Here is a 22,269-nt window from a genome sequence, read left to right as displayed (position 1 = left end):
CTGTCGTGCGACTCACCATGATCCGGTCCTGGTTGCACCGGCATGCGGCGGCCGTTGATGCAACGATGCAAGCGTGGGAACTGCGAAAACTGCCACCCCTGCCATCTCGCCGCTGACCGGCGAGCCGATCAAGCGTGCCGATGCCGAACGCCTCGCGGGAGTGCTGAAGGCGTTGGCCGACCCGGCCCGGCTGCGCCTGCTCAGCCTGATCCAGTCCGCTCCGGAGGGCGAGGCGTCCGTCAGCGACCTCACCGCGCCGCTCGGGCTCTCCCAGCCGACCGTCAGCCATCACCTTCGGATCCTCACCGAGGCCGGTCTGATCGAGCGTGAGAAGCGGGGTGTGTGGGCGTACTACCGTCTGGTGCCGTCCGCGATCTCGGCGATCGCCGAACTGCTGACGCCACCTCGTAAGCGACCGACGAGGAAGGTCCGCTGAGCAGGCGACCGCGGGGCTGCCGCGAGCACCCGCCGACCTGACCGGGTCGTCCCCGCCGGCCCCCTTGAGGAGCGCCGTCCGGCCCGGTAGAAACGGCGGGACCGACGGGAGATCAGCCATGACCGATGCCGACGGGCAGTTGTCCGCGACGCCCCGCACGAGCCTGCGCCGGATGAAGGAGAAGGGGCACCGCGACCGCGCCGCCCTGTTCGACGTGCTCCGGGCCGGGTTCGTCTGCCACCTCGGCTTGGTGGACGGTCACCCGATGGTGGTGCCGACCGTCTACGGGTTCGACGACCGCCACCTCTACCTGCACGGCTCGGTGGCCAGCCGGAGCCTCACCACCGACACCGACGTCTGCGTCACGGTCACCGTGGTCGACGGCCTGGTGCTGGCGCGCTCGGTGTTCGAGCACGGCGTCAACTACCGCAGCGCGATGATCTACGGCCGGCCCCGGTGGGTGACCGGCACCGAGGAGAAGCTGCACGGACTCCGCCTGCTCACCGAGCACGTCGCCCCCGGCCAGTGGGACCACGCCCGCCGCCCGAACCGGCGGGAGCTGGCGGCCACGGCCCTGCTGGCGCTGCCGCTGGCCGAGGCGTCGGTGAAGACGCGCAGCGGCCCGCCGGACGACGGCGACAGCCCGGACGCCGCGCTCGGACTCTGGGCCGGCGAGCTTCCGCTCGTGGCCCGCTGGGAGCAGCCGGTGACCGACCCGGCGCTCCCGCCGACCGCGCCGGTGCCGGCCCACGTGGCCGCCCGCGCCGGCACCCGCGCCGACCGGCGCTGACCGGGGCGCCCGCGCCGCGCGACCGCCCCGGTCCGCCGGTCCCTACCGCAGTTGGCGGGCCACCTCCGCCAGCGGCAGCCGGGGCGCGACGGCGGCGCGGGCGGCGACCACCGCCAGCGCCCGGGGCACCCCCGCGCAGTGGGCGATGATCTGCCGTACCGCCTCGCGTTCGGCGGTGAGGCGACGCTCGCCGAGACGGGCCGCCAGCAGCTCCCATGCCTCACCGGCCGCCAGCTCGTCCACCACGACCGGACGCGCGGCCTCGCCGACGACCAGTCCGGTGAGGCGGTCCCGGCTGGTCACCACCACCATGCAGCCGGGGACACCGGGTAGCAGCGGCCGGACCTGTTCGGCGTCGCGCGCGTCGTCGAGCACGATGAGCATCCGGCGCCCGGCGAGCACGCTGCGGTACAGCCCGGTGCGCGCGGCCGGACCGCAGGGAATGCCGCCGGGCACGTCGAGCGCCTCGATGAGGCCGGCGAGCGCCTCCGCGGGCGCCACCGCCGGCCGGCGCGAGTCGCTTCCGCCGAGCTGGACGTGCAGCACCCCGTCGACGAACCGTGCGGCGGACCGGTGGGCCCAGCGCAGCGCCAGCGCCGTCTTGCCGATCCCGGAGCGTCCGGACAGGACGCAGACCACCACGCTGGACATCCGCCGCGGTCCGCCGTCGAGCAGCCGGTCGAGTTGCCGTAGTTGTGCCGAACGGCCGGTGAAGCCGGGAATCTCCAGCGGCAACTGCATGGGGCGGATCCGGGCCGGCGCCGGGTGGGCCGGCAGGCCGAGCACGTCGCGCAGCAGCCGCACTGTCGCCGGGCGCGGGCGGGTCACCCGCGACGACTCCAGGTTGCGGATGCTCCGGACGCTCAGTCCGGTGCGGGCGGCCAGTTCCTCCTGAGTCAGGTTGGCTCGTCGCCGAGCGGTAGCAATTTCGTCACCCAACGTATCCATGTAGCCGATCACAGCGTCGTCTCCGTACCGGTTCTGGTGGATTCGTACAGGCGGACCACCGCTGCGCGGCCACTGAGCGGGCAATCAGTAGCGCCATTGCCGGTGATCTGCCGGTGTAGCTCCTGTTGGCCAGCCGAGGTTAGGTCCACAGTGGGTCCGACGCTATCGACCGAAGTCGAATTGCCACTCCGGCAGGCGGTTGGCTCTGCGTCGCAGAAGCACCACTTCCGGTCACTCTCCGCAAACCCAGATCCGTCCGGCGCGCCCGACGGGCATCGCGCCGACCAGGAGGACGAACATGCGAAGGTACGTCAGCGACACCGCCGAGCTCACCGACGAGTACGGCATCCAGATCGGCCGCTGGACCCAGTACCGCGATCTCGGCCCGTTGCCGTTCGACGCCATGTGGTGCGTGATCCCGCCCGGCGGCAGCAGCACCGAGGACGTCCACCCCGAGGTGGAGTTCGCCGTGGTGACCCGCGGGACCGCCATCTACGAGGCGGGCGGCGAGAAGGTCGAGGTGCCGACCGGCGGGGTGATCCTGCTCGAACCCGAGCAGCGCCACGTCATCCACAACCCCTCCCCCGAGCAGCCGCTGACCATCCTGAGCGTCTACTGGATGCCGCGCCCCGAGACCGGCCGGCCGGACGCGGGCGACGGGACCGGCCGTGGCTGACGATCCGGCCGGGCGGGGCGCGGTGCTCCTGGTCACCCCGCCGCCGACCCCGAACGGTCCGCTGCACCTCGGGCACCTCAGCGGCCCGTACGTCGCCGGGGACGTGGCGGCCCGCGCGCTGCGCGCCGCCGGCCGGCGGGTGGTGACCCAGTGCGGGCTGGACGCCCACCAGAACTACGTGCTCGCCCGGGCGGAGGCGAACGGCGAGACGCCGGCCGACACGGTCGCCCGCTACGGGTCGCTGATCCACGCCGCGTTGCGCGCCGCGCGGATCCGGTACGACGTGATGGCCGACCCACTGGCCGACGAGGCGTACCGCCGGGCGGTGGCCGGCCTGCTCACCGAACTGGTCGAGGCGAAGGTGGTCGAGGTCGCGCCGGTGTCGCTGCGCGCCTGCGCGGCCTGCCGGCGGACCCTGCACCACGTGCGGGTCGCGGGGCGCTGCCCGGCCTGCGGGGCAGGCGCGAACGGCGGCACCTGCGAGGGGTGCGGCGGTTTCTGCAGCGCCGCGAACCTGGTCGACGCGCGGTCCACCTGCTGCGACGCGCCACCGGAGCCGGTCACCCACACGGTGCCGGTGCTGCGGCTGGACGAGCACCGGGAACGGCTCGCCGGGTTCTGGTCCGGGGCGGTGCTACCGCCCCGGCTGCGCCGGCTCGTCGCGTCGTACCTCGACGGCGGGCTGCCGGAGGTGCCGCTGGCGTACCCGACGGACTGGGGCATCGAGTGGGACGACGGCCTGCGCATCGACGTCTGGGCCGAGATGGCCCTGGCGAACCTGCTGCTGCCCGCCCGCCACCTGCGGCCGGACGCGGACACCCTGGCCGGGTACCTCGACGCGTGGCGGGACGTGGACGAGCAGTGGATCTTCCTCGGGGTGGACAACGCCTTCTACTACGCGCTGCTCATCCCCGCCCTGCACCTGGCCGCCGGGCTGCCCGACCGGCCGACCGGCCTGGTGGTGAACGAGTTCTACCGGCTCACCGGCGCGAAGTTCTCCACCAGCCGGGGGCACGCGATCTGGGCGCACGAGTTCCTCGCCGACGAGGACCCCGCAGTGGTGCGGGCGTTCCTGAGCTGGGACCGGCCGGACCGCTACGAGTCGGACTTCCGGCCCGAGGCGTACGAGGCGTTCAAGGCGCGCTACGCCGCCACGCTCGCCGGGGCCGTACCCGGTCTGGACGGTGTGCTCGCCGACGTCGAGCTGACCCGGGGTGAGCAGGCGCTGCGCCCGGCGCACTTCGACAGCGCCACCGTCGTCCGGGCGGCGCTGGCCGCGTACCCCGGTGACCCGGACCGGGCGGCCCGCCTGCTCGACGTCGTCGGCGGCGCGGAACCGGCGGCCTCCGGTGGGTGAGCCCCGCGTGCTCGTCGTCGGCGCGGGCCTCGCCGGTGTCCTGCTCGCCCGGCGGCTGCGGGACGCGGGCGCCGAGGCGGTGCTGGTCGGCCCGCACGGCGGCGACCCGGCCGGCGGGCACGCCGACGCCACCGCCGCCTCCGGTGGCCTGGTACGCGCCTTCGAGCCCGATCCGGCGGCCCGGGCCCTGGCCACCGCGAGCCTCGCCGAACTGCGGGACGACCCGGCGCTCGCCGCGGCCGCCGGGTGGCGGGCCACCGGCTCGCTCTACCTGCTCGACGCCGTCGACGCCGGGGCGGCGGCCGGCGTGGCCGGGGCCGAGGTGCTGACCCGCGACGAGGTCTCCCGGCGGTTCGGCTTCGACCGGCTCCCGGACGGCACGGTGGGGGTCTGGGAACGCCGGGCCGGCCACCTCGACCCGGACCGGTTGCGCCGCAGCGTCCTGCGGGGCCTGGACCGGACCGAGACCACGCCGGTGGCCCGCCTCGGCGACGGCGCGGTCGACCTGCGCGACGGCCGCCGGCTCACCGGCGACCTCGTCGTGGTGGCGGCCGGGGCCTGGACGCCGGGCCTGCTGCGCGCCGCCGGGCTGCCGAGCACGCTGCGCACCAAGCACATCCAGTACGCCCACCACCGCACCGGCCGGGCCGACCTGCCGTGTTTCGTCGATGAGACGAGCGGCCTGTACGGGCGGCCCGCCGGTCCGGGGCGTGTCCTTCTCGGGCTGCCCAGCGACCGCTGGGACGTCGACCCGCCCGCGCCCGCGCCGGACTCCGGGCTGGCGGCTCGGGTGCTGGCGGTCGCCGCGCGGCGGCTGCCCGGCCTGGACCCGCGCCCGGACGGCCCGCCGGTCAGCGCCGTCGACTGCTACAGCGACCCGCCCGGCCTGGCCCTGCGCGCAGTGGCCGGTGCCGTGCACACCTTCACCGGCGGCAGCGGCGGCGCCGCCAAGACCGTCCTGGCCGCCAGCCGGCTCGCCGCCACCGCCCTGCTGAACTCCCGATCCGCGATCCGTGTCCCGCACGGCTAGACACAGAGGCAGACTGATGACGCAGACCTATCACACAGTGGGAATTGGCGCGGGGCCGGCGAACCTGAGCCTCGCCGCGATGTACGACGCGCTCGCGCCGCACGACATCGCGCTGTTCGAGGCGCGGGACCAGCCGGGCTGGCACGACGGGATGCTGCACAGCGGCGTGCGCATGCAGACCGGCTGGGTCAAGGACCTGGTCTCGCTCTACGACCCGACGCACCCGCTGTCGTTCCTCAACTACCTGGTCACCACCGGCCGGGTCTACGCCCTGCTGGGCGCCGGTTTCGACACCATCCCCCGGATCGAGTACCAGCAGTACCTGGTGTGGGCGGCGGAGCAGTTGCCGCGCATCACCTACGGCGCCCGCGTCGACCGAGTCGAGTTCGACGGCGCGATCGTCACCCGCAGCGGCGGCGTCGAGGTCGCCCGCTCCCAGCACCTGGTGCTCGGCAGCGGGACCGTCCCCTTCGTACCGGACTTCCTGGACGCCCTCGACCCCCGGCACCTGTTCGTCGCCGACGAGCTGAACCGGCGCCTGGCCGGCGTGCCCGACGAGCCGGACGTGCCGTGGGTCGTGATCGGCAGCGGCCAGACCAGCGCGGAGTGCGTCGCAGCGCTGCTCGCCCGCGGCTGCCGCGACATCAAGTGGATCGGCCGGCGGTCCTGGTTCGCGCCGCTGGAGGACTCCCCCTCGGCGAACGACCTGTACCGGCCCGCCTACCAGGAGGCGTTCCTCTCGCTGTCCCGGGACGTGCGGGAACGGCTGGTCTCCGGGCAGATCCTGACCAGCGACGGCATCTCCCCCGGCACGCTGCGCGGCGTCTACCAGCACAACTACGAGGAGCGGCTGCGGACCGGCCGGTTCCCGGTCACGATCATGCCGAGCCGTACCGTGACCGGCGCCCGGCAGCTCGACGGGGAGGTGGAGCTGGAGTGCCTCACCGCCGGCAGCGGCGAGGAACGGCACCGGGCGGTGAACGTGATCGTCGCGGCGGGCCGGCGGCTCGCCCCGCTCCCCTTCGATCCGGAGCTGTCCGCGCTGATCGACGTGGACGAGCGCGGCGAACCGGTGATCGAGTCGGACTACTCGATCCGGTGGAAGCACGCCGACGACCACAAGATCTTCGTGCTGAACCGGGGGCGGTACGTGCAGGGGCTCGTCGACTCCAACCTGAGCATTCTGCCGATCCGCAGCGCGATGATCCTGAACTCGATCGCCGGCCGCACGGTCTGCCGGTTCCGTGACGACTACGTGAGCACCCGGTGGGCGTGAGCGCGATGACGACATTCGACTACGACGGCCGCGTCTTCGTCTCCGTGGACCACGACGCCGGTGACGGCGCCGAGCCGCTGCGGGGGCACTACCACCAGCGCGGCGACCTGGTCTGGGCGGAGATCACCGGCGGCCCGGTCCGGCACGGCCGGCTCGCGGGAACCTGCGACGCCCAGGGCGTGGTGCGCTTCGCCTACCTGGAGGTGCTCACCGACGGCACCATAGTGGTCGGCGAGTGCGAGTCCCGGCCCGAGCGGCTGCCGGACGGCCGGATCCGGCTGCGGGAACAGTGGCGCCGGCACGGGCCACGCCAGGACAGCGGCGTCTCCGTCATCGAGGAGGCGGCGCCGGCGCTCGCCGCAGGACAGGAGAGCCGGCGTCGTGTCTGACATCCAGATCATCAGTTTCGTCGCCGCCAGCCTGCTCATCATCATCGTGCCGGGCGTCGACTTCGCGCTCGTCACCCGGCAGACCGTCAGGTACGGCCGGCGGGCCGGGTTCGTGGTGCTGGCCGGGCTGTTCGTCGCCGCGCTGGTGCACGCGTCGTTCGCCACCGCCGGCCTGTCCGCGCTGCTGGTCTCCTCGCCGACGCTCTACACGGTGCTGCGCGTCGCCGGCGCGCTGTACCTGCTCTACCTGGGCGGCACGATCCTCTGGGCCACCCGGCCGCGCCGGACGGCCCCGGCGGCGCAGCCGGTCCCGGTCGGCGCGGGCGGCGCCGGGCCGGACCCGGAGACCGGCCCCGCGCCGGTGCCGGAGGCCCCGGCCGCCGACGAGCCGCACGTGGCCCGCCGCTCGTTCGTCATGGGCGTCACCAGCCAGCTGCTGAACGTCAAGGTGGTCGTCTTCTACGTCTCGTTCGTGCCGCAGTTCGTCAGGCCCGGCGACGGGGCGGCGGCCCGCACGGCGGTGCTGGCCGCCACGTTCATCGGTCTCGCCGTGCTCTGGTGGGCCTGCTACATCATGCTCATCGACAGGTTGCAGCCCTGGCTGACCCGGCCGTCAGTGCTGCTGGTGATCGAACGGCTGACCGGGCTCATCCTGATCGTCCTGGCGATCCGGATCGCGCTGAGCCGGTGAGCGGCGACGGCGCCCGCCGGCAGCGGCGGGCGCCGTCGGTCTCACTGGTTGCGGGGGCGGTGGGCGACGGTGAGGACGTGGGTGGTCGGCCAGTCCAGCGGCCGGCCGTCGAGGTCGGTGAGGGACGCGACCGGTGCGATCCGGTTGTCGATCACCCATTCGTTGCGCACCGGCGCCGACGCCGGGCCGATCTCGAACCCCGCCTCGGTGAGCAGCGCCGTCCAGTCGGCGAAACTCAGGCCGCAGAACTGCTCCTGCGTCTCCGACAGCCAGTTGTCCGTGTAGTCCTTGCGGGTCAGGTAGTCCATCGCCGCGCCCAGCGACAGGCGTACCGCGCCGTCCGGAAGCGGCTCGTGGTCGAAGCCGAACGCGAAGTCGACGGCGAACTGGTCCAGCCGCGCCCGCGTCGACAGCCCGCCGACGTAGCGCCGGACCTCCGCCGAGGTCAGCTCGGCGAGATCGCCGCGGGGCGCGGCCGGGTTGTCGCCGTCGTCGGCCGACAGCCGCAGCAGCACCTGCCGCCCGGGGTCGTCCGGACCGCACACGTCGCTGTTGATCCAGACGCCGCCGGGCACCGTGTGGTCGTGGATGCGGCGGGCGAACTGCAGCAGCGACTCCCGCTGCCGCCCGTACGACCAGATCTCATGGGTCAGCGCGAACGTGAGCGTGGTGTCGACCGAGCGGTCCTTGAACACCGCGCCGCCGAGGACGTTGCGGTGGAAGAAGTAGACGTTGGCGTTGCGGAACACGCCCTGCGCCTTCTTGTGCAGGCACTCCTGGTAGAGGTGGCGGGCGACCTCCACGCCGATCAGGTCGCTCTCGCGCAGCGCGGCCTCCCGGTCGGCCAGCTCCAGGACCGCGCCCGCGCCGCAGCCGATGTCCACGATGCGGCCGGGCTGCACGTACCCGCGCACCGAGTCCCACTTGCGCTGCGCGGCAGTGGCGAACGCCTCCACGTAGGTGCGGTAGTCCCGGGTCACCGTGAGGCCGCCCTCGTCGCCGACGAGCGGGTCGTTCACCACCGACCGGATCGACTCGACCAGGCGGTAGCGCTCGAACACGTCGATGGTGGCCGGGTGGGTGAGCGCGCGCCAGGTCTCGTCCCCGGCGGCCAGGCGCAGCAGCACGTCCCACGGCCGTTCGGGCGGCTCGGGCAGGTCCGGGTCCGCCTCGACCGGCGCGATCCGGAAGCCGAGCCGCTCGTACAGCTTCGCGACCTCCGGCGTGGAGCAGGCCAGCAACGTGTCGGCGGGGGTGAGTTCGAGCCCGGTGGCCACCGCGATGGATTTCAGCGTCACCTCGGCGAACGCGTCGGTGTACGTGGTGTCGAAGATCGGCACCACCACCGAGCGCAGCCCGCTCAGCACGCTGAACCGCTCGATCGCGGCTTCCCGCCGGTGGTACGGCACCGGGTTGCGTCTGGTGTTCTCGTGGTTGGCCGACGTCACCGCCCAGACCACTGTGGCCTCGTCCCCGGCCAGCCGGCACAGGTAGTCGGCCTGGAACCGGGTCAGCAGGTGGTGCCGCCCCGGGAAGAGCACGAAGCGGGCCGGCTCGTCGGTCATGTTCCCCTCACCTGGGCCGATGGGCGGTGCGCGGTCATACCGGGACGCTCCAGGAGCGCCACAGACGCCCGTACCGGCCGTCGGCGGCGAGCAGTTCCGAGTGCGTGCCCTGCTCCACGATCCGCCCGTGGTCGAGCAGGACGATCCGGTCGGCGGCGACCGCCTGGCTGAGCCGGTGCGCCACGATCAGCGTGGTCCGTCCCTCGGTGGCGGCCAGCGCCGCCCGGTCCAGGTCACGCGCTCCGGCGCTGCCGGCCTCGGCGGTCGCCTCGTCCAGCACGGCGACGGCGGGCGCGGCCAGCACCAGCCGGGCCAGGGCGACCTGCTGGGCCTGCGCGGCGGTGAGCCGGTGGCCGCCCTCGCCGACCGCCGTGGCCAGCCCGTCCGGCAGCGCGCGCAGCCAGGTGGTGGCGCCGACCCGGTCCAGCGCGTCGAGCAGTTCGGCGTCGGTGGCGTCCGGGGCGGCCAGGCGCAGGTCCTCGGCGAGCGGCCCGGCGAAGACGTGCACCTCCTGGCTGACCAGCGCGACGTCGCGCCGCACGGCGTGCTCGCCCCGCTCGGTCAGCGGCACGCCGCCCAGGCGTACCGACCCGTCGGTGGGCGCGATGATCCCGGCGGCGATGCCGGCGAGCGTGCTCTTGCCCGCGCCGCTGGCACCCACGAGCGCGACCCGCTCACCCGGGGCCAGGCGCAGCTCGACGTCGGCCAGGACCAGGGGGCCGTCGTCGTCGTAGCGGTGCCGGCGGACCGTGACGTCCAGCGCCGCCGGGCCGCGCCGCCCGGCCGCCGACGGCGCGGACGGGGCGGTGTCGGGCAGCGTGGCCACGCCGACCAGCCGGGCGAGGCTCGCGCCGGCCTGCAGCACCGAGTCGGACTCCATCAGCAGCAGGCCGATCGGGTTGAACAGCCGGTGGAAGTAGAGCGCGGCGGTGGTCGCCGCGCCCACCGTGACCAGGTCGCCGCGGACCAGGAAGAACCCGGCGACGAGCACCGCGGCCAGGCCGAGGAACTCCGACCTGTTGATCCGCAGCCCGAAGCGGGTGTGCAGGTTGAAGATCTCCAGCGACAGGTCGCGCGCCACGCCGGAACGCTCGGCGATCGCCGCGACGTGCGCGTCCTCGGTCCGGTACGCGCGCACTGTCGCCGCGCCGCGCAGCGCGCCGGCCATGGCCTGTGTCCGCTCGCCGGTGGCGACGCGCTCGCGGGCGTAGTACGGCGCGGACCGGCGCAGGTACCAGCGCAGCGCCAGCGCGTACGCGGGCGCTGCCACCAGCCCGGCGAGGCCGAGCCGCCAGTCGAGCGCGACCAGCCCGAACACGGTCAGCACCACGGACAGCAGCGCGCCGACGAACGCCGGACCGCTGACCGCGATCACGTTCGTCACCACCGCCACGTCGTCGCCGACCCGGGCCAGCAGGTCACCGGTGCCGGCCCGTTCCAGCGTCGCCGAGGGCAGGTGCAGCGCCCGGTCGAGCACCCGCTCGCGCAGCCGGGCTAGCACGGTCTCGCCCAGGCGGGACGCGAGCGCGGCCCCGGCGGCGGTGAGCAGCCCGGTGAGCACTGCCGCGCCGGCGATCACCGCGACCCGGCCGGCGATCCGGGAGACCGGGGCATCGGCGATGACGTCGTCGACGAGGCGGCCGAGCACCCAGGGCGCGACCAGCCCGCCGGTGGCGGCGGCGACGAGCACGGCGGTCGCGGCGGCGCTGAGGCCGGGCCGCCGCCGGAACTCCGCGCCGAGCGTCGTCCAGGTCCGCCGGGCGGTCGCGGTGGGCAGCAACGCCCGGCCGGGTTCGGCGGTACGCGGGTCAGCGGTCACCGCAGTGTCTCCTCGCGGTAGCGGGCGTCGGTGGCCAGCAGGTGCTCGTGCGTCCCTTCGGCGGTCACCCGGCCGTCGGCGATCACCACCACCCGGTCGGTGATCCGCAGCAGGGCGGGGCTGCTGGTGACCAGCAGCGTGCCCCGGGGCGCGTCGCGGCGCGCGCCGGCCAGTCCGTCGGCGAGTTGGGCCTCGGTGGCGGCGTCCACTGCGGTCGTGGGGTCGTGCAGCACGAGCACCGGCGGGTCGGCGTGCAACGCCCGCGCCAGCCCGAGCCGCTGGCGCTGGCCGCCGGAGAGGTTGGCGCCGCGCTCGACGAGCCGGTGGCCGAGGCCGCCGGGGTGCGCGTCCACCACGTCGTCCGCCGCGGCCGCCCGGACCGCGGCGCGCAGGCATCCCTCGTCGGTGCTGCGGCCGGCGGCGAGGTTGGCGGCCACGGTTCCCTCGAACAGCGTCACGTCGTGCGGCTCGACCAGCACGGCGCCGCGCATCGCGTCGATGTCCAGGTCGTCGGCGGGTACGCCGTCGACGCGTACCGCGCCCCGGCGCCGGTCCGCGGGCACCCGTCCGGACAGCAATGCGACCAGCGCGTCCGCGTCGGCCGGGTCGTACGCCAGCACGCCGACGATCTCCCCCGGGTCGACCCGCAGGCACACCCCGTCCAGCGCGGCGTGCCCGACGTGGTCGAGGACGAGCCGCGGCCCGTCCGTACGGTCCGGCCGGGACGCGGCGCCCGGCCGGGTCAGCGGCTCGGCGCCGAGCACGCGCGCGACCCGGGCCGCGGAGGCGCGGGCCATCGCGAACAACTGCACGCAGTAGCCCAGCGTCTGCACCGGCTCGGCGACGAACTGCGCGAGCCCGACCACTGTCACCAGTTCACCGATGGTGAGCCGGCCACGCAGGGCGAGCCAGCCGGCGGCACCGGCGACAGCGGCGAGGAAGAGGCCGTTCGCGGCGGTGGTGAGCCCGAGGTGCAGGCCCTTGGTGTTGGCGGCGCGCAGCGTCACGGCGAGGGCGCGCCGGCTGGCGGCGGCGTACCGGCCGGCGGCGTGGTGCTGGGCGCCGATGCCGCGCAGCACACGCAGGCCGGAGACGAGGTCGACGGCGAGCGCCGTGGTCTCGGCGAGGGCCTCCTGCTGGGAGGCGCTGCGCCGGGACAGCAGCGGTGCCATCCGTTGCAGCGCCAGGACCAGCACCGGTACGCCGATGAGCACGCCGAGTCCGAGCGGGACGTCGATGACCAGCAGCGCGACGGCCGCGACGGTCAGCGCGCTCACCGCGGCGACGCCGAAGCCGGCCACCCGGACCACGTACGCGGAGAGTTCGGCGTCGGAGGCGGCGACCGAGAGCAGTTCGCCGTCGCGTAGGCCGGAGCGGTGCCCGCGCGGGTCGAGCGCGCGCTCGGCCAGTTCCACCCGTAGCAGGTGCGCCTCCCGCTCCACGGCCGCGAACGCCTGGCGGGCGCCGTTGCGGTAGGCGAACGCCAGCACGGTGAACAGGGCGGCGAGGCCGGCGACGGAGTACGCGAGCGCCCACGGGTCGCCGGTCACCACGGCCCGGTCGATGATGACGCCGATCGCCACCGGCACGAGCGCCTCGGTGACCTGGTGCAGCCCGAGCAGGGTCACGCCGATCAGCACCGGGCGGCGCTGGCGGCGCAGCGCCTGGCGGAGCACGTGCCGGGCGGTGACGGCGCTGCCGGGGGGAAGCGGGGACACGAGGGGATGCCTCCAGTGCTTGAAGTGAGGACAGCCTAACCTCAGCTTCGCGGGCAGCCGAACCGCCGGGGGGTGGCCGGGCTCACCACGCGCTCCGCCAGCGGCGCGCGATCACCGCCGGTAATGTTGATCAGGCCGAGAGTGTACGCAAATGTCCACTGCACCGAGGAGTGACAATGTTCGATCACGCAGCCGGCCGCATCGACATCGCACGCCTGCGGGAAACGCTTGACGGCCGGTGGGCCGACGTCCGCCGGGCGCACCGCGAACACCTCGACGAACGCTTCCTCCCGGTGTACGGCGAGACCGGTGACCAGGCTCGCGAGCGCATCACCCGGCTACTGTCCGAACTCCCTGTCGAACTGGGCATCGCCTCGGGCTTCCCCGTCGAGTACGGCGGCCGCGGCGACGTGGGCGCCTCGATCGTCGCCACCGAGATGCTGGCCCAGGTGGACCTGTCACTGATGGTGAAGGCCGGCGTCCAGTGGGGCCTGTTCGGCGGCGCGGTCGCCGCGCTCGGCACGAAGCGGCACCACGACGCCTACCTGCCCGACATCGTCGCGGGCCGGCTCTTCGGCTGCTTCGCGATGACCGAGACCGGCCACGGCTCGGACGTGCAGCAACTGCGCACCACCTGCGTGTACGACCCGCAGACCCAGACCTTCGACCTGCACACGCCGCACGAGGCGGCGCGCAAGGACTACATCGGCAACGCGGCCCGGGACGGGCGGATGGCTGTGGTCTTCGCCCAGCTCGTCACCGGCGGGCGCCGGCACGGCGTGCACGCCTGGCTGGTGCCGATCCGCGACGAGCACGGCCGGCCGATGCCCGGCGTGACCATCGGCGACGCCGGACCCAAGGCCGGCCTGCTCGGCGTGGACAACGGGCGGCTCAGCTTCGACCACGTGCGGGTGCCGCGGGACATGCTGCTGGACCGGTACGCGCAGGTCGCCGAGGACGGCACGTACTCCAGCCCGATCGAGAACGACTCCCGGCGCTTCTTCACCATGCTGGGCACCCTGGTCCGGGGCCGGGTGAGCGTGGGCGGCGCGGCGTCGGCGGCCACCAAGTCGGCGCTGGCCATCGCGGTGCGCTACGGCGACATCCGCCGGCAGTTCAGCGACGCCGACGGCGAGCGCGAGGTGCTGCTCAACGACTACCTGGCGCACCAGCGCAAGCTGCTGCCCGCGCTGGCCACCACGTACGCGCTGACCTTCGCCCAGGCGGAGCTGGTCGCGGCGCTGGACGAGATCCAGGGCGGCGACGGGCCGGTCGACGAACACCGGCAGCGGGAGCTGGAGTCCCGGGCCGCCGGGCTGAAGGCGGCGCAGACCTGGCACGCCACCCGCACCATCCAGATGTGCCGGGAGGCGTGTGGCGGCGCCGGCTACCTGTCGGAGAACCGCCTGCCCAGCCTCAAGGCCGACACCGATGTCTTCACCACGTTCGAGGGCGACAACACGGTGCTGCTGCAACTGGTCGCCAAGGGGTTGCTGACCGGTTACCGGGACGAGTTCGGCTCGCTCGACGGCTGGGGACGCGCCTCCTTCGTCGCCGAGCAGGTACGCGAGATGGTGCTGGAGCGCACCGCCGCCCGGGCGCTGATCGCACGTCTGGTCAGCGCGGTGCCGGGCCGCGACGACGAGGTCGCGGTCACCGACCGGGGCTGGCAGCTCAAGCTCTTCGAGGACCGCGAGGAGCACCTGCTCGACAGCGCGGTGCGCCGCCTGCGCGGTGGCGCGTCGACCAAGAAGGACCGGCCCTTCGACATCTTCAACGACGTCCAGGACCACGTCCTCGCCGTCGCCGCCGCGCACATCGACCGGGTGACGCTGGAGGCGTTCGTCGCCGGGATCGACGCCACCGCCGACCCGGCGGTCAAGGAGCTGCTGTCCCGGGTCTGCGACCTGTACGCGCTCACCGTGATCGAGGCGAACAAGGGCTGGCTGCTGGAGCACGGCCGGCTCACCCCGGCCCGCTCGAAGACGATCACCAGCGTGGTGAACGGGCTACTCAAGGAGCTGCGCCCGTACATGCGCACGCTCGTGGACGGGTTCGCCATCCCGGACGCCTGGCTGCACGCCGCGATCCTGCGCGAGGAGCCCGGACGCCAGGAGGCGATGGCCGCGCACGACGCCGCCGCGGATCAGCAGGCCGTGCCGGCCTAGCCGGCCGGCGCCGCGGCCTCCGGGTCCGCCTCCGTGGCCGGCTCAGGTCGCGGCCGGGCCGGTGCGCCGGGCGCCCCGGCGGGGTCGCCGTCGACGGGCGGTGAGGTGGGGTCACCGTCGGCCGCCCGCGCGGTGGCGGGGTCGCCGTCGGCCGGCCGCGCCGCCGCGTACCCGGCGGCGCCGAGCGCCAGGTACAGGCCGCCGAACAGCCAGAAGGCGGCGAACAGGAAGCCGCGCTCGGCCATCGCGAGGATCATGACCAGCGCGCCGGCCAGCGCGGTCACCGCGTACCCGGCCCGGAATCCGTAGGCGCACAGCGCACCGGCCGCGACCGGCCCGGCGATCCACAGCGCCGCGCCCACCCAGCCGACACCGACCGAGCCGCCGGCCGACGCGACCGCCACGAGCACGCCGGGCATCGCCACGATCCCACCGGCCAGGACGTGCCACCACCGTCCCCCGGCGCCTCGCCGCACGGCCCACGGCACGAACGCCGCCGCCCAGGCCACCAGCGCGAGCGGGAAGTAGTACAGGCCCGTCTCGCCGGCCGCGCAGGCGAACATGGTCAGCGCGATCGCGCCGGCGAGCCGCGACCCGGCGCGTACCCGGGCGGGCGCCACGAGCGGCGCGGCCGCGACGAGCGCCGGCAGCAGCGTGAGCAGCGCGATTCCCGGACCGAGCCGGCCGAGGACGCCCTGCTCGCCGGCGTCGGCCTGGATCGGCTCGACCGGCACTGTGGACGGCAGCAGGAAGCTCACGCACACGGCGATCAGCACGCCGACCGCCGACGCGACCAGGGACAGCGTCCGGCCGACCCGCTCCGGGCGGTCCTGGTCCGGTAGCCCCAGCTCCTCCCGCGCCTGCCGGGCCACGTCCGGCGCGGCACCCAGGCCGGCGAGGACCTCGTCGGCGCTCCGCCCGCTGTCGAGGGCGTCGGCGATATGCGCGCGGACATCCGCGACGATCTCCTCCGCCGTGCCGGACGGGACGTCCGACAACTCCGCGTCCAGCGCCCGCAGGTAGGCCCACGCCGCCTCCGGGAGGCCGTCGTCGCTCATCCTTCCTCCCCCATCAACTCGTCCACGTGCGGCTGGATCTCCCGCCACACCGTCGCGAACACCCGCAGGTGCGCCCGCCCCTGGTCGGTGATCGCGTAGTACCGCCGGGCGTGCCCCTGCTCGGGGGCCACCCACCGGGTCTGCACGGTGCCGGCCTGCCGCATGCGGGCGAGCAGCGGATACAGGCTGCCCTCGCTGGCGGTCAGGCCACGCACGGCGAGCCAGTCGGCCAGTTCCAGGCCGTACATGTCGCGTCGCGAGAGCAGCGCGAGCACGCAGTACTCCAGCACGCCCTTGCGGATGTTCGTGGTGATCCGCTCACGTGCCCCGTCCATGCCTCGCAAGATACCTTGCTATGCAAGACATGTGGTGAGGGGGTCGGAACGCGCGCTGCCGGCCACGCCCGAGGGCATGGCCGGCAGCGCGGACCGGCACAGCGGGGATCAGCGCCCGTTCAGCTTGCGCTGGACGAAGTCGAAGGCACGGTCACCGAGCTGCGGCGCGTACTGGTCGACGGCCGCGACCGAGGCGGGGAAGTTCTCGCCGCCCCAGACCCGGCTCTGCCCGCACTCGGCGGCCCACTCCGAGTAGCTGTTCCAGGTCAGCATCATGTCGGCGGCCGGGGTCACGCCCGGCTCCACGATCGAGGAGCCCTTGCGCACCGGGATCACCACGGTCAGCTTGTCGGTGCCGGTGAACCGGCGAGCGACCTGGGCGTACGCGACGCAGACCGCCGCGTTTACCGACGGGTACTCCGGAGCGGCGATGGCGACCGAGCTGAGGTAGCTACGCCATTGGGTGCCGGTGATGTCGTTGACGGTGCCCCGGCCCGGGCCGCCCCACGCGGTCAGCTTCTTGTTCGGGTACAGGTGGCGGATCGCGCTGAACGGCTGCACCGAGTCGTACTTGCGCATGTAGTACCAGGAGGCGATCGCCACGTCGAACCCGGCGACGTCCGTCATCACGATGAACCGGACGGAGTCCTCGGTGTTGTACCGGCCCCGCAGCAGCGTGTGCGCGATGGCGCCGTACGGCGTGATGTTGTCGCTGAAGATCTCCGCGCTCATCTTCTTGCGGTCGTCCAGGCCGGCCGAGGCGCGCAGCACCTCGTCGGCCTGCTTGCGGTAGCCCTTCGGGTTCAGCAGGTGGTGGTTCGCCGGCGGGGTGAGCCGGAACTGCTCGGGCCGGTCGAAGGTGATCGGCTTGACCCGGCCGAACTGGGGCGTCGCGAACTCCTGCGTGTTGACGACCTCGCGCTTGGAGATGGTGTTCGGCTGCCAGCGCGACGGGAAGCGCAGCTCGTACGGGCTGTTGACCGGCCGGTAGCCGGTGTGGTCGGCGTACGGCTCGCGGTTGTAGCGGCGGCCGCCCGCGTCGCCGTCCCGGTTCGTACCGTCGTTGCGGCGCGCCGCCATCGCGTTCTTCGCGGCGAGGATGCCGATGCCGCTGGCGGTGGTGCGGTCCTCCGCGGTGACCGCCGGGTCCAGGCCCGCGGTGGCCATCATCCGCTGCCAGGTCGCCTCGTGCTGCGGGTAGAGCTTGCTGAGCGAGGTGTAGGCCGAGTAGATGACGGCGATGTTCTTGTTGCGCGTCGTGTGCTCCTCGGCGGGACGGCGGCCGATGGTGGAGAAGATGCCGACCGCGGTGGGGTGGTACGCCGCCAGGGCGTCGAACCACGGCAGTTCGATGAGCATGGCCCGGTCCGCGGCCCAGGACCCGGGCCGGCCGCTGTACTCGACCCGCGGCTCGGTGTTGAGGGCCGGGTAGATGACGTCGGTCAGGGCGTTCCCGTGGTCGAGGTCGAAGGTCGCTGCCTGCGGGGCCGCCGACACACCGTTTGTCAGCGACACCACCAGGGCGATCGCCGCGGCGACGGCCGCGGCACCCCCGAGATGCCGTTTCCGCGGCCGCCTCAGAATCTTCACCGGGAATTCTCCTCTCCATTGGACCGCCGCACAAATGTGCTCACCGAAAATGAGGGCAGCGGATCGAAGGAACATTAACGCGCGTTATTCACGCCGGTCCACTACTCGATCGGGTAGTGGCGACGGCAACGGAATTCGACGCGCCGTCGACAACCGCCGCAAATATGCGGACCGCCGTTTTCACGCCCGGTCCTCCAGTTCCTGGGCGAACGCCAGCCAGGCGGCGGCGCACGAGCGGGCCAGCTCGGCCACCGATGTGCGCCAGTACGGCGGCACGGCGTCGACGAACTCGCGCCAGGCGGCCGGGTCGACCACGTGCCCGTCGGCCCACCGGACGAAGGCCCGGCCCACCTCGGCGTACTTCACCGCGGGGTCGCGGATCAGGTTGCCCCGTACCGCCGGCCAGTCGACGGGCGGCGCCGGGGCCTGACCCGGCCGGCGCCTGCGCGCCTCCGACCCGTCGTCGGCGGCCGGCTCGGGCTCGGCCGCCGGCCGCTGCGGGGTCAGGACCGGGTCCCGGCCCGCCTGCAGCCGGGCGCGCACGTCCCGCGCCGTGCCCACCGACACCCCGGCCTCCTTCGCGATGGCACGCAGGGGCGCGTCCGGCCGGAGCGCGATGACCGCGCTGGCCCGACGGCGGCCCGCCGAGCCGTCCAGCGGGCGGACCCGGCCGTCCCGTCCCACCCGGCTGCCCTCCCGCGCCGCCGGTTGCAGCAGGCGGCGCCGGATGCCGCTGACCGTGGTCGGGGACAGCCCGGCGGCCGCGGCGACGGCGCGGTCCGACCACTGCGGATACAACCGCAGGATGCGGGTGGCGGCGGCCTCCCGGTCGGCGCGGGACAGCGGCAGCCCGTGTTTGATGTTGGCGTCGACCGAGAGCAGGAACGCCGCGGCGTCGTCGCCGTCGAAGAACGTCACCCGTACGGTCTCGTCGCCGCGCAGCTTGGCGGCCCGCAGCCGGTGCATGCCGTCGATCACCCGCATCGTGCCGCGCTGCACGAGGATCGGGGGGAGGTCGTGCATCGCGGCCAGCAGCCGGATGTGCTCGACGTTCTCTCCCGCCAGTCGCGGGGAGTCGCCGGGCAGCAGCGCGGAAACCGGAACCGTCTCGCCAAGCACAGACCGATCCTCCGTAGCTGCGTCCGGCAGGGGAAATCTCTCGTCGTTGCCCTTCACTTCCAGCGTGTTTGAGTTGCCCCACATTGGAAACACTCGCTTCAGCCGAGACAGGATTCCGTGCGGATAAGATGAGGTGCGCGCGTCACCGATCGAAGGATTACACCTTCCCACACATCATTGCGATGGGATTCCTGCTGGGCAACACCACTGACGGTCCCGGCACGGGTAGTAGACACTACCCACGCAGGTAGTGGACGACGAACTGCGGCGCGGCTAGCCTGGCCGAATTTGCTCCGGCAGGTCTCCGTCTGTCAATTTTCCCGCAGTTCGAAAACGGTCGGCACCTCAGGGCCGCCTCGGCGCCGGGCCGACCGTCGCGGTGTCCTTGGCCCACGCTTCGATCAACTCGGTGGCCTGCCCCGGGTTGAGCCGGGGGTCGCACAGCGAGGTGTAGTGACGCGCCAGGTCGTCCTCGCCGGCCACGGACCCGCCGACGCACTCGGTCACGTCGGCGGCGGCGACCTCGACGTGCAGCCCGGCGGCGTGCTGCCGCTGCCGGTCGAGGATGTCGCGGAACCGCAGCGCCTCGGTGACCACGTCGGAGAGGTGCCGCGTCTTCAGGCCGACCGAGGCCTTGACGGTGTTGCCGTGCATGGGGTCGCTCAGCCAGAGCACCGGGTGGCCCGCGTTCACCACCGCGCGGACGATCGGCGGCAGGGCCTCCCGGATCCGGTCCCGGCCCATCCGCGGGATCAGGACGAGACGGCCGGGCTCGCGCCGCGGGTCGAGCGCCTCGCACACCCGCAGGACCTCCTCCGGGTCGGCGTCCGGCCCGATCTTGCAGCCGACCGGGTTCGCCACAGTGGACAGCATGGCCACGTGCGCCTCGGCGGAGCGGCGGGTCCGCTCCCCCACCCACGGCAGGTGGGTCGACGCCAGGTAGCGCTCACCCGTGTCCGGGTCCCGGCGGATCAGCCGGGACTCGTAGTCGACAACGAGGGCCTCGTGGCTCGACCAGGGTCCCTCGGTCCGCGCGGCCCGCCCGGCCCCCTCCCGGTGGGCGCGCAGCACCCGCTGCACCCGGTCGCTCGCCTCGTACGCCCACCACATGCGGCGCGGGTCGGCCTTGCGCGTACCGGGCGCGGCCAGCTCGGAATTGATCATGTGGCCGCGGAAGGAGGGGATACTCAGCGCGTCGTGCCACTCCGTCGCCTGCGACCGGGGCTTGGCGAACTGCCCGGCCATCCGGCCCACCCGCAGCACGTTGCGCCCGGTGAGCTCACTGAGCCGGTCCCCCAGCCGGTCGATGACCTCGATCTTGTCCGAGGTGTGCCGGGGGGTGCACTCGTAGAGGCTCTCGGCGCAGTCGCCCAACTGCAGCAGGAGCCCGCCGGCCGACGCCAGCTCCGACAACGCCTGCCGGAGCCGCCGTACCTCCCCGGGCGGGACCAGCGGCGGGGCCGCCGCCAACGCCGCACAGGTCTGGGCGTACGCCGGGTGGTCCTGCCAGTCCGGTTGCTGGACCGCCGGCTTGCCCTCCCACGGCCCGAGTGGGCTGCGTTCCGCCGTTGAACCGGATTGCTGCATCTGTCCTCCAGTCGAGAGTCAGCCGGACCGCCGGTCGCGTGTGCGCGTGACCCGGCCGCCGGTGACGGCACGTCGCGCCTATCCGCCACCCCGTACGCGCTGGACCACGGCGTCGGGGTCCGGCGGCGCGGTGTTGCCCCGCCAGGCGACGTGGTGGTCCGGCCGCAGCAGGACGAGGTCGCGTTCCCACAGCTCGCGGGCCCGGGCGTCGGTCACCACGGTGTGGGTGACCGGCAGGCCCCGCGCGGCCGCCGCCGCCAGCAGCGGATCGGCGGCGCCGTCGCCGGTGAAGTCCACGAGGGTGAACGAGGCCGGGTCGAACCGGTCGAAGATCTGCTGCCCGCCACTGAGCAGGAGGCTGGGCGGGCGGGCGCCGGGCCAGGTCGTCGGGGTGTACGCCCGCGGGTCGTCCGGGGGTTCGGCCGGGCCCTCCGGCCGGAGCACCGGCGAGCCGGCATAGCGGTAGCCCAGCTCGATGCCCCGGTACTCGTTCTCGCCCCGCTCGGCGTCGAGGAAGGCCGCGACGGACGGCAGCGGGGCGCCGTCGCGCAGCAGTTCCCCCGCCCGCAGGTGCACGCCCAGGTGCCGGTGCGAGGTGTGCATGTTGCGCCGCCCCACCGGGCGGCGTTCGGCGTCGTAGCTGTCGAGCAGCGCGGGGCCGCCGAAGCCCCGGAGCACCGCGGCGAGCTTCCAGGCCACGTCCACGGCGTCACCGATGCCGGTGTTCATGCCGTACGCGCCGGTGGGGAACATCCGGTGCGCCGAGTCCCCGGCGAGGAGCACCCGGCCGGCGCGGTACCGGTCGGCGAGCATGAAGCCGGGACGCCAGCGCGAGGTGAGCAGCACCTTGTCGATCCGCAGCTCGGTGCGGATCGTGTCGAGCAGGAACGCCTCCGGGTCGGCCGGCGGCTCGTCGAACTCGTTCGGGTCGATCCCGTTGACGTGCGCGGTCCAGGTGTCCACCTCGTCCTGCGCGATGATCACGTACCGGAACGCGAAGTAGTGCCAGAACCGGCCGTGCCGGTGCAGGCTGTCCAGGTCCCGGCTGGTGAAGTGCACCATGAACGCGCCCGGCAGGCCGGGCACGTCGAAGCCCTCCTCGCCGATGCCCACGGCCCGGCGGACCCGGCTCGACGCGCCGTCGCACCCGACGACGTACCGCGACCGCAGCCGGACCTCGCCGCCGGTGTCGTCGGCCAGCACGCTGGTGACCCCCGCGTCGTCCTGGGTCAGCGAGTCGAACCGTACGCCGAGGCGCAGGTCGACGAGCGGTTCCCGCCGGCAGCGCGCCCGCAGGACCGGCTCCAGGTCGATCTGGGAGATCCGCTGGCCCGGCTCGGCCGGCTGGGTGCCGTCGTTGTGCTCGGCGATGCGGCGCCACTCCTCGGTGACCGAGGGCAGGCCCCACCTGGTGATCGGCTCACCGGCGAGGCCGGTCGACCAGATCACGTCGGACCGGTGCTCGGGCGCGACCCCGGCGGCACGCACGTCGTCGGCGAGGCCGAACTGCCGGAAGAACTCCATGCTGCGGGCGTTGACGTAGTCCAGCTTGGGATGGACGGACGTCTCGAAGCCCTGGTCGACGAGGACGCAGGCGACGCCGTGACGGGCGAGCGCCAGCGCGGTGACCATGCCGACCGGGCCCGCGCCCACGACCAGAACCGGTACCGGATCCACAGTTGCCTCCCGAGGGGGTGTGGGACGGCGGAGGGGGCCG

General features: G+C 73.9%; 19 protein-coding genes. 9 read left to right on the top strand and 10 right to left on the bottom strand.

Annotated features, from left to right (window positions below):
- Window positions 1-73 precede the first annotated feature (73 nt).
- Window positions 74-436 carry a helix-turn-helix transcriptional regulator gene (locus HA073_RS09910; protein WP_043323144.1) on the top strand — a complete coding sequence of 121 codons (363 nt, stop codon included), beginning with the start codon at window positions 74-76 and terminating at the stop codon, window positions 434-436.
- Between the two features lie 118 nt (window positions 437-554).
- Complete coding sequence (locus HA073_RS09905; protein ID WP_166456216.1) at window positions 555-1,226, top strand: pyridoxamine 5'-phosphate oxidase family protein; 672 nt, start codon at window positions 555-557, stop codon at window positions 1,224-1,226.
- Between the two features lie 42 nt (window positions 1,227-1,268).
- Here the strand turns inward: HA073_RS09905 and HA073_RS09900 are convergent, their stop codons facing one another.
- Window positions 1,269-2,174: a helix-turn-helix domain-containing protein gene (locus HA073_RS09900; protein ID WP_205796698.1), complete on the bottom strand. Its 906-nt coding sequence runs from the start codon at window positions 2,172-2,174 to the stop codon at window positions 1,269-1,271.
- A 298-nt stretch (window positions 2,175-2,472) separates the two neighbouring features.
- Here HA073_RS09900 and HA073_RS09895 point away from each other — a divergent pair, with 298 nt between their 5' ends.
- The 6 genes from HA073_RS09895 to HA073_RS09870 are packed head-to-tail and all read left to right on the top strand — an operon-like array spanning window position 2,473 to window position 7,593.
- Window positions 2,473-2,850, top strand: coding sequence for a cupin domain-containing protein (locus HA073_RS09895; RefSeq protein ID WP_166456215.1), 378 nt, complete (start codon window positions 2,473-2,475; stop codon window positions 2,848-2,850).
- Complete coding sequence (locus HA073_RS09890; protein WP_166456214.1) at window positions 2,843-4,207, top strand: class I tRNA ligase family protein; 1,365 nt, start codon at window positions 2,843-2,845, stop codon at window positions 4,205-4,207. Before HA073_RS09895 ends, HA073_RS09890 begins: the two co-directional genes overlap by 8 nt.
- Window positions 4,200-5,237 (top strand): FAD-binding oxidoreductase, encoded by a 1,038-nt coding sequence (locus HA073_RS09885; RefSeq protein WP_166456213.1) that lies wholly within the window; start codon window positions 4,200-4,202, stop codon window positions 5,235-5,237. The genes HA073_RS09890 and HA073_RS09885 overlap by 8 nt, the downstream gene beginning before the upstream one ends.
- A gap of 16 nt (window positions 5,238-5,253) precedes the next feature.
- Window positions 5,254-6,513: a lysine N(6)-hydroxylase/L-ornithine N(5)-oxygenase family protein gene (locus tag HA073_RS09880; protein ID WP_104112319.1), complete on the top strand. Its 1,260-nt coding sequence runs from the start codon at window positions 5,254-5,256 to the stop codon at window positions 6,511-6,513.
- A 5-nt stretch (window positions 6,514-6,518) separates the two neighbouring features.
- On the top strand, window positions 6,519-6,902 hold the full coding sequence (locus HA073_RS09875; protein ID WP_205796696.1) for a hypothetical protein: 384 nt from the start codon (window positions 6,519-6,521) through the stop codon (window positions 6,900-6,902).
- Complete coding sequence (locus tag HA073_RS09870; protein ID WP_069088389.1) at window positions 6,895-7,593, top strand: LysE family translocator; 699 nt, start codon at window positions 6,895-6,897, stop codon at window positions 7,591-7,593. Before HA073_RS09875 ends, HA073_RS09870 begins: the two co-directional genes overlap by 8 nt.
- Window positions 7,594-7,634: 41 nt before the next feature.
- On the opposite strand, the gene HA073_RS09865 is transcribed toward HA073_RS09870, so the two are convergent.
- The 3 genes from HA073_RS09865 to HA073_RS09855 are packed head-to-tail and all read right to left on the bottom strand — an operon-like array spanning window position 7,635 to window position 12,695.
- Window positions 7,635-9,158, bottom strand: coding sequence for a class I SAM-dependent methyltransferase (locus HA073_RS09865; RefSeq protein ID WP_166456212.1), 1,524 nt, complete (start codon window positions 9,156-9,158; stop codon window positions 7,635-7,637).
- Between the two features lie 34 nt (window positions 9,159-9,192).
- Window positions 9,193-10,977 (bottom strand): ABC transporter ATP-binding protein, encoded by a 1,785-nt coding sequence (locus tag HA073_RS09860; protein WP_166456211.1) that lies wholly within the window; start codon window positions 10,975-10,977, stop codon window positions 9,193-9,195.
- The gene (locus tag HA073_RS09855) at window positions 10,974-12,695 is read right to left on the bottom strand and encodes an ABC transporter ATP-binding protein (protein ID WP_166456210.1); all 1,722 of its coding nucleotides are present in this window, start codon (window positions 12,693-12,695) and stop codon (window positions 10,974-10,976) included. The genes HA073_RS09860 and HA073_RS09855 overlap by 4 nt, the downstream gene beginning before the upstream one ends.
- Window positions 12,696-12,871: 176 nt before the next feature.
- Here HA073_RS09855 and HA073_RS09850 point away from each other — a divergent pair, with 176 nt between their 5' ends.
- The gene (locus HA073_RS09850) at window positions 12,872-14,863 is read left to right on the top strand and encodes an acyl-CoA dehydrogenase (protein WP_166456209.1); all 1,992 of its coding nucleotides are present in this window, start codon (window positions 12,872-12,874) and stop codon (window positions 14,861-14,863) included.
- Here the strand turns inward: HA073_RS09850 and HA073_RS09845 are convergent.
- The 6 genes from HA073_RS09845 to HA073_RS09820 form a co-directional block, all read right to left on the bottom strand.
- Window positions 14,860-15,921, bottom strand: coding sequence for a DUF1700 domain-containing protein (locus HA073_RS09845; RefSeq protein ID WP_205796694.1), 1,062 nt, complete (start codon window positions 15,919-15,921; stop codon window positions 14,860-14,862). The genes HA073_RS09850 and HA073_RS09845 overlap by 4 nt on opposite strands.
- The gene (locus HA073_RS09840) at window positions 15,918-16,256 is read right to left on the bottom strand and encodes a PadR family transcriptional regulator (protein ID WP_043323114.1); all 339 of its coding nucleotides are present in this window, start codon (window positions 16,254-16,256) and stop codon (window positions 15,918-15,920) included. Before HA073_RS09840 ends, HA073_RS09845 begins: the two co-directional genes overlap by 4 nt.
- A 108-nt stretch (window positions 16,257-16,364) precedes the next feature.
- On the bottom strand, window positions 16,365-17,846 hold the full coding sequence (locus tag HA073_RS09835; RefSeq protein WP_199495992.1) for a vanadium-dependent haloperoxidase: 1,482 nt from the start codon (window positions 17,844-17,846) through the stop codon (window positions 16,365-16,367).
- A gap of 180 nt (window positions 17,847-18,026) precedes the next feature.
- Window positions 18,027-18,965, bottom strand: coding sequence for a ParB N-terminal domain-containing protein (locus tag HA073_RS09830; protein WP_197494849.1), 939 nt, complete (start codon window positions 18,963-18,965; stop codon window positions 18,027-18,029).
- Between the two features lie 345 nt (window positions 18,966-19,310).
- Complete coding sequence (locus tag HA073_RS09825) at window positions 19,311-20,552, bottom strand: 3-deoxy-7-phosphoheptulonate synthase (protein ID WP_113973000.1); 1,242 nt, start codon at window positions 20,550-20,552, stop codon at window positions 19,311-19,313.
- Window positions 20,553-20,630: 78 nt separating this feature from the next.
- Complete coding sequence (locus HA073_RS09820) at window positions 20,631-22,229, bottom strand: FAD-dependent monooxygenase (protein WP_199495996.1); 1,599 nt, start codon at window positions 22,227-22,229, stop codon at window positions 20,631-20,633.
- Window positions 22,230-22,269 lie beyond the last annotated feature (40 nt).

The organism is Micromonospora sp. CMU55-4 (genome assembly GCF_011602315.1).
Classification (GTDB): domain Bacteria; phylum Actinomycetota; class Actinomycetes; order Mycobacteriales; family Micromonosporaceae; genus Micromonospora; species Micromonospora chalcea.
Note: the sequence above shows the minus strand (reverse complement) of the source record. Positions and strands in the feature narration are given on the sequence as shown.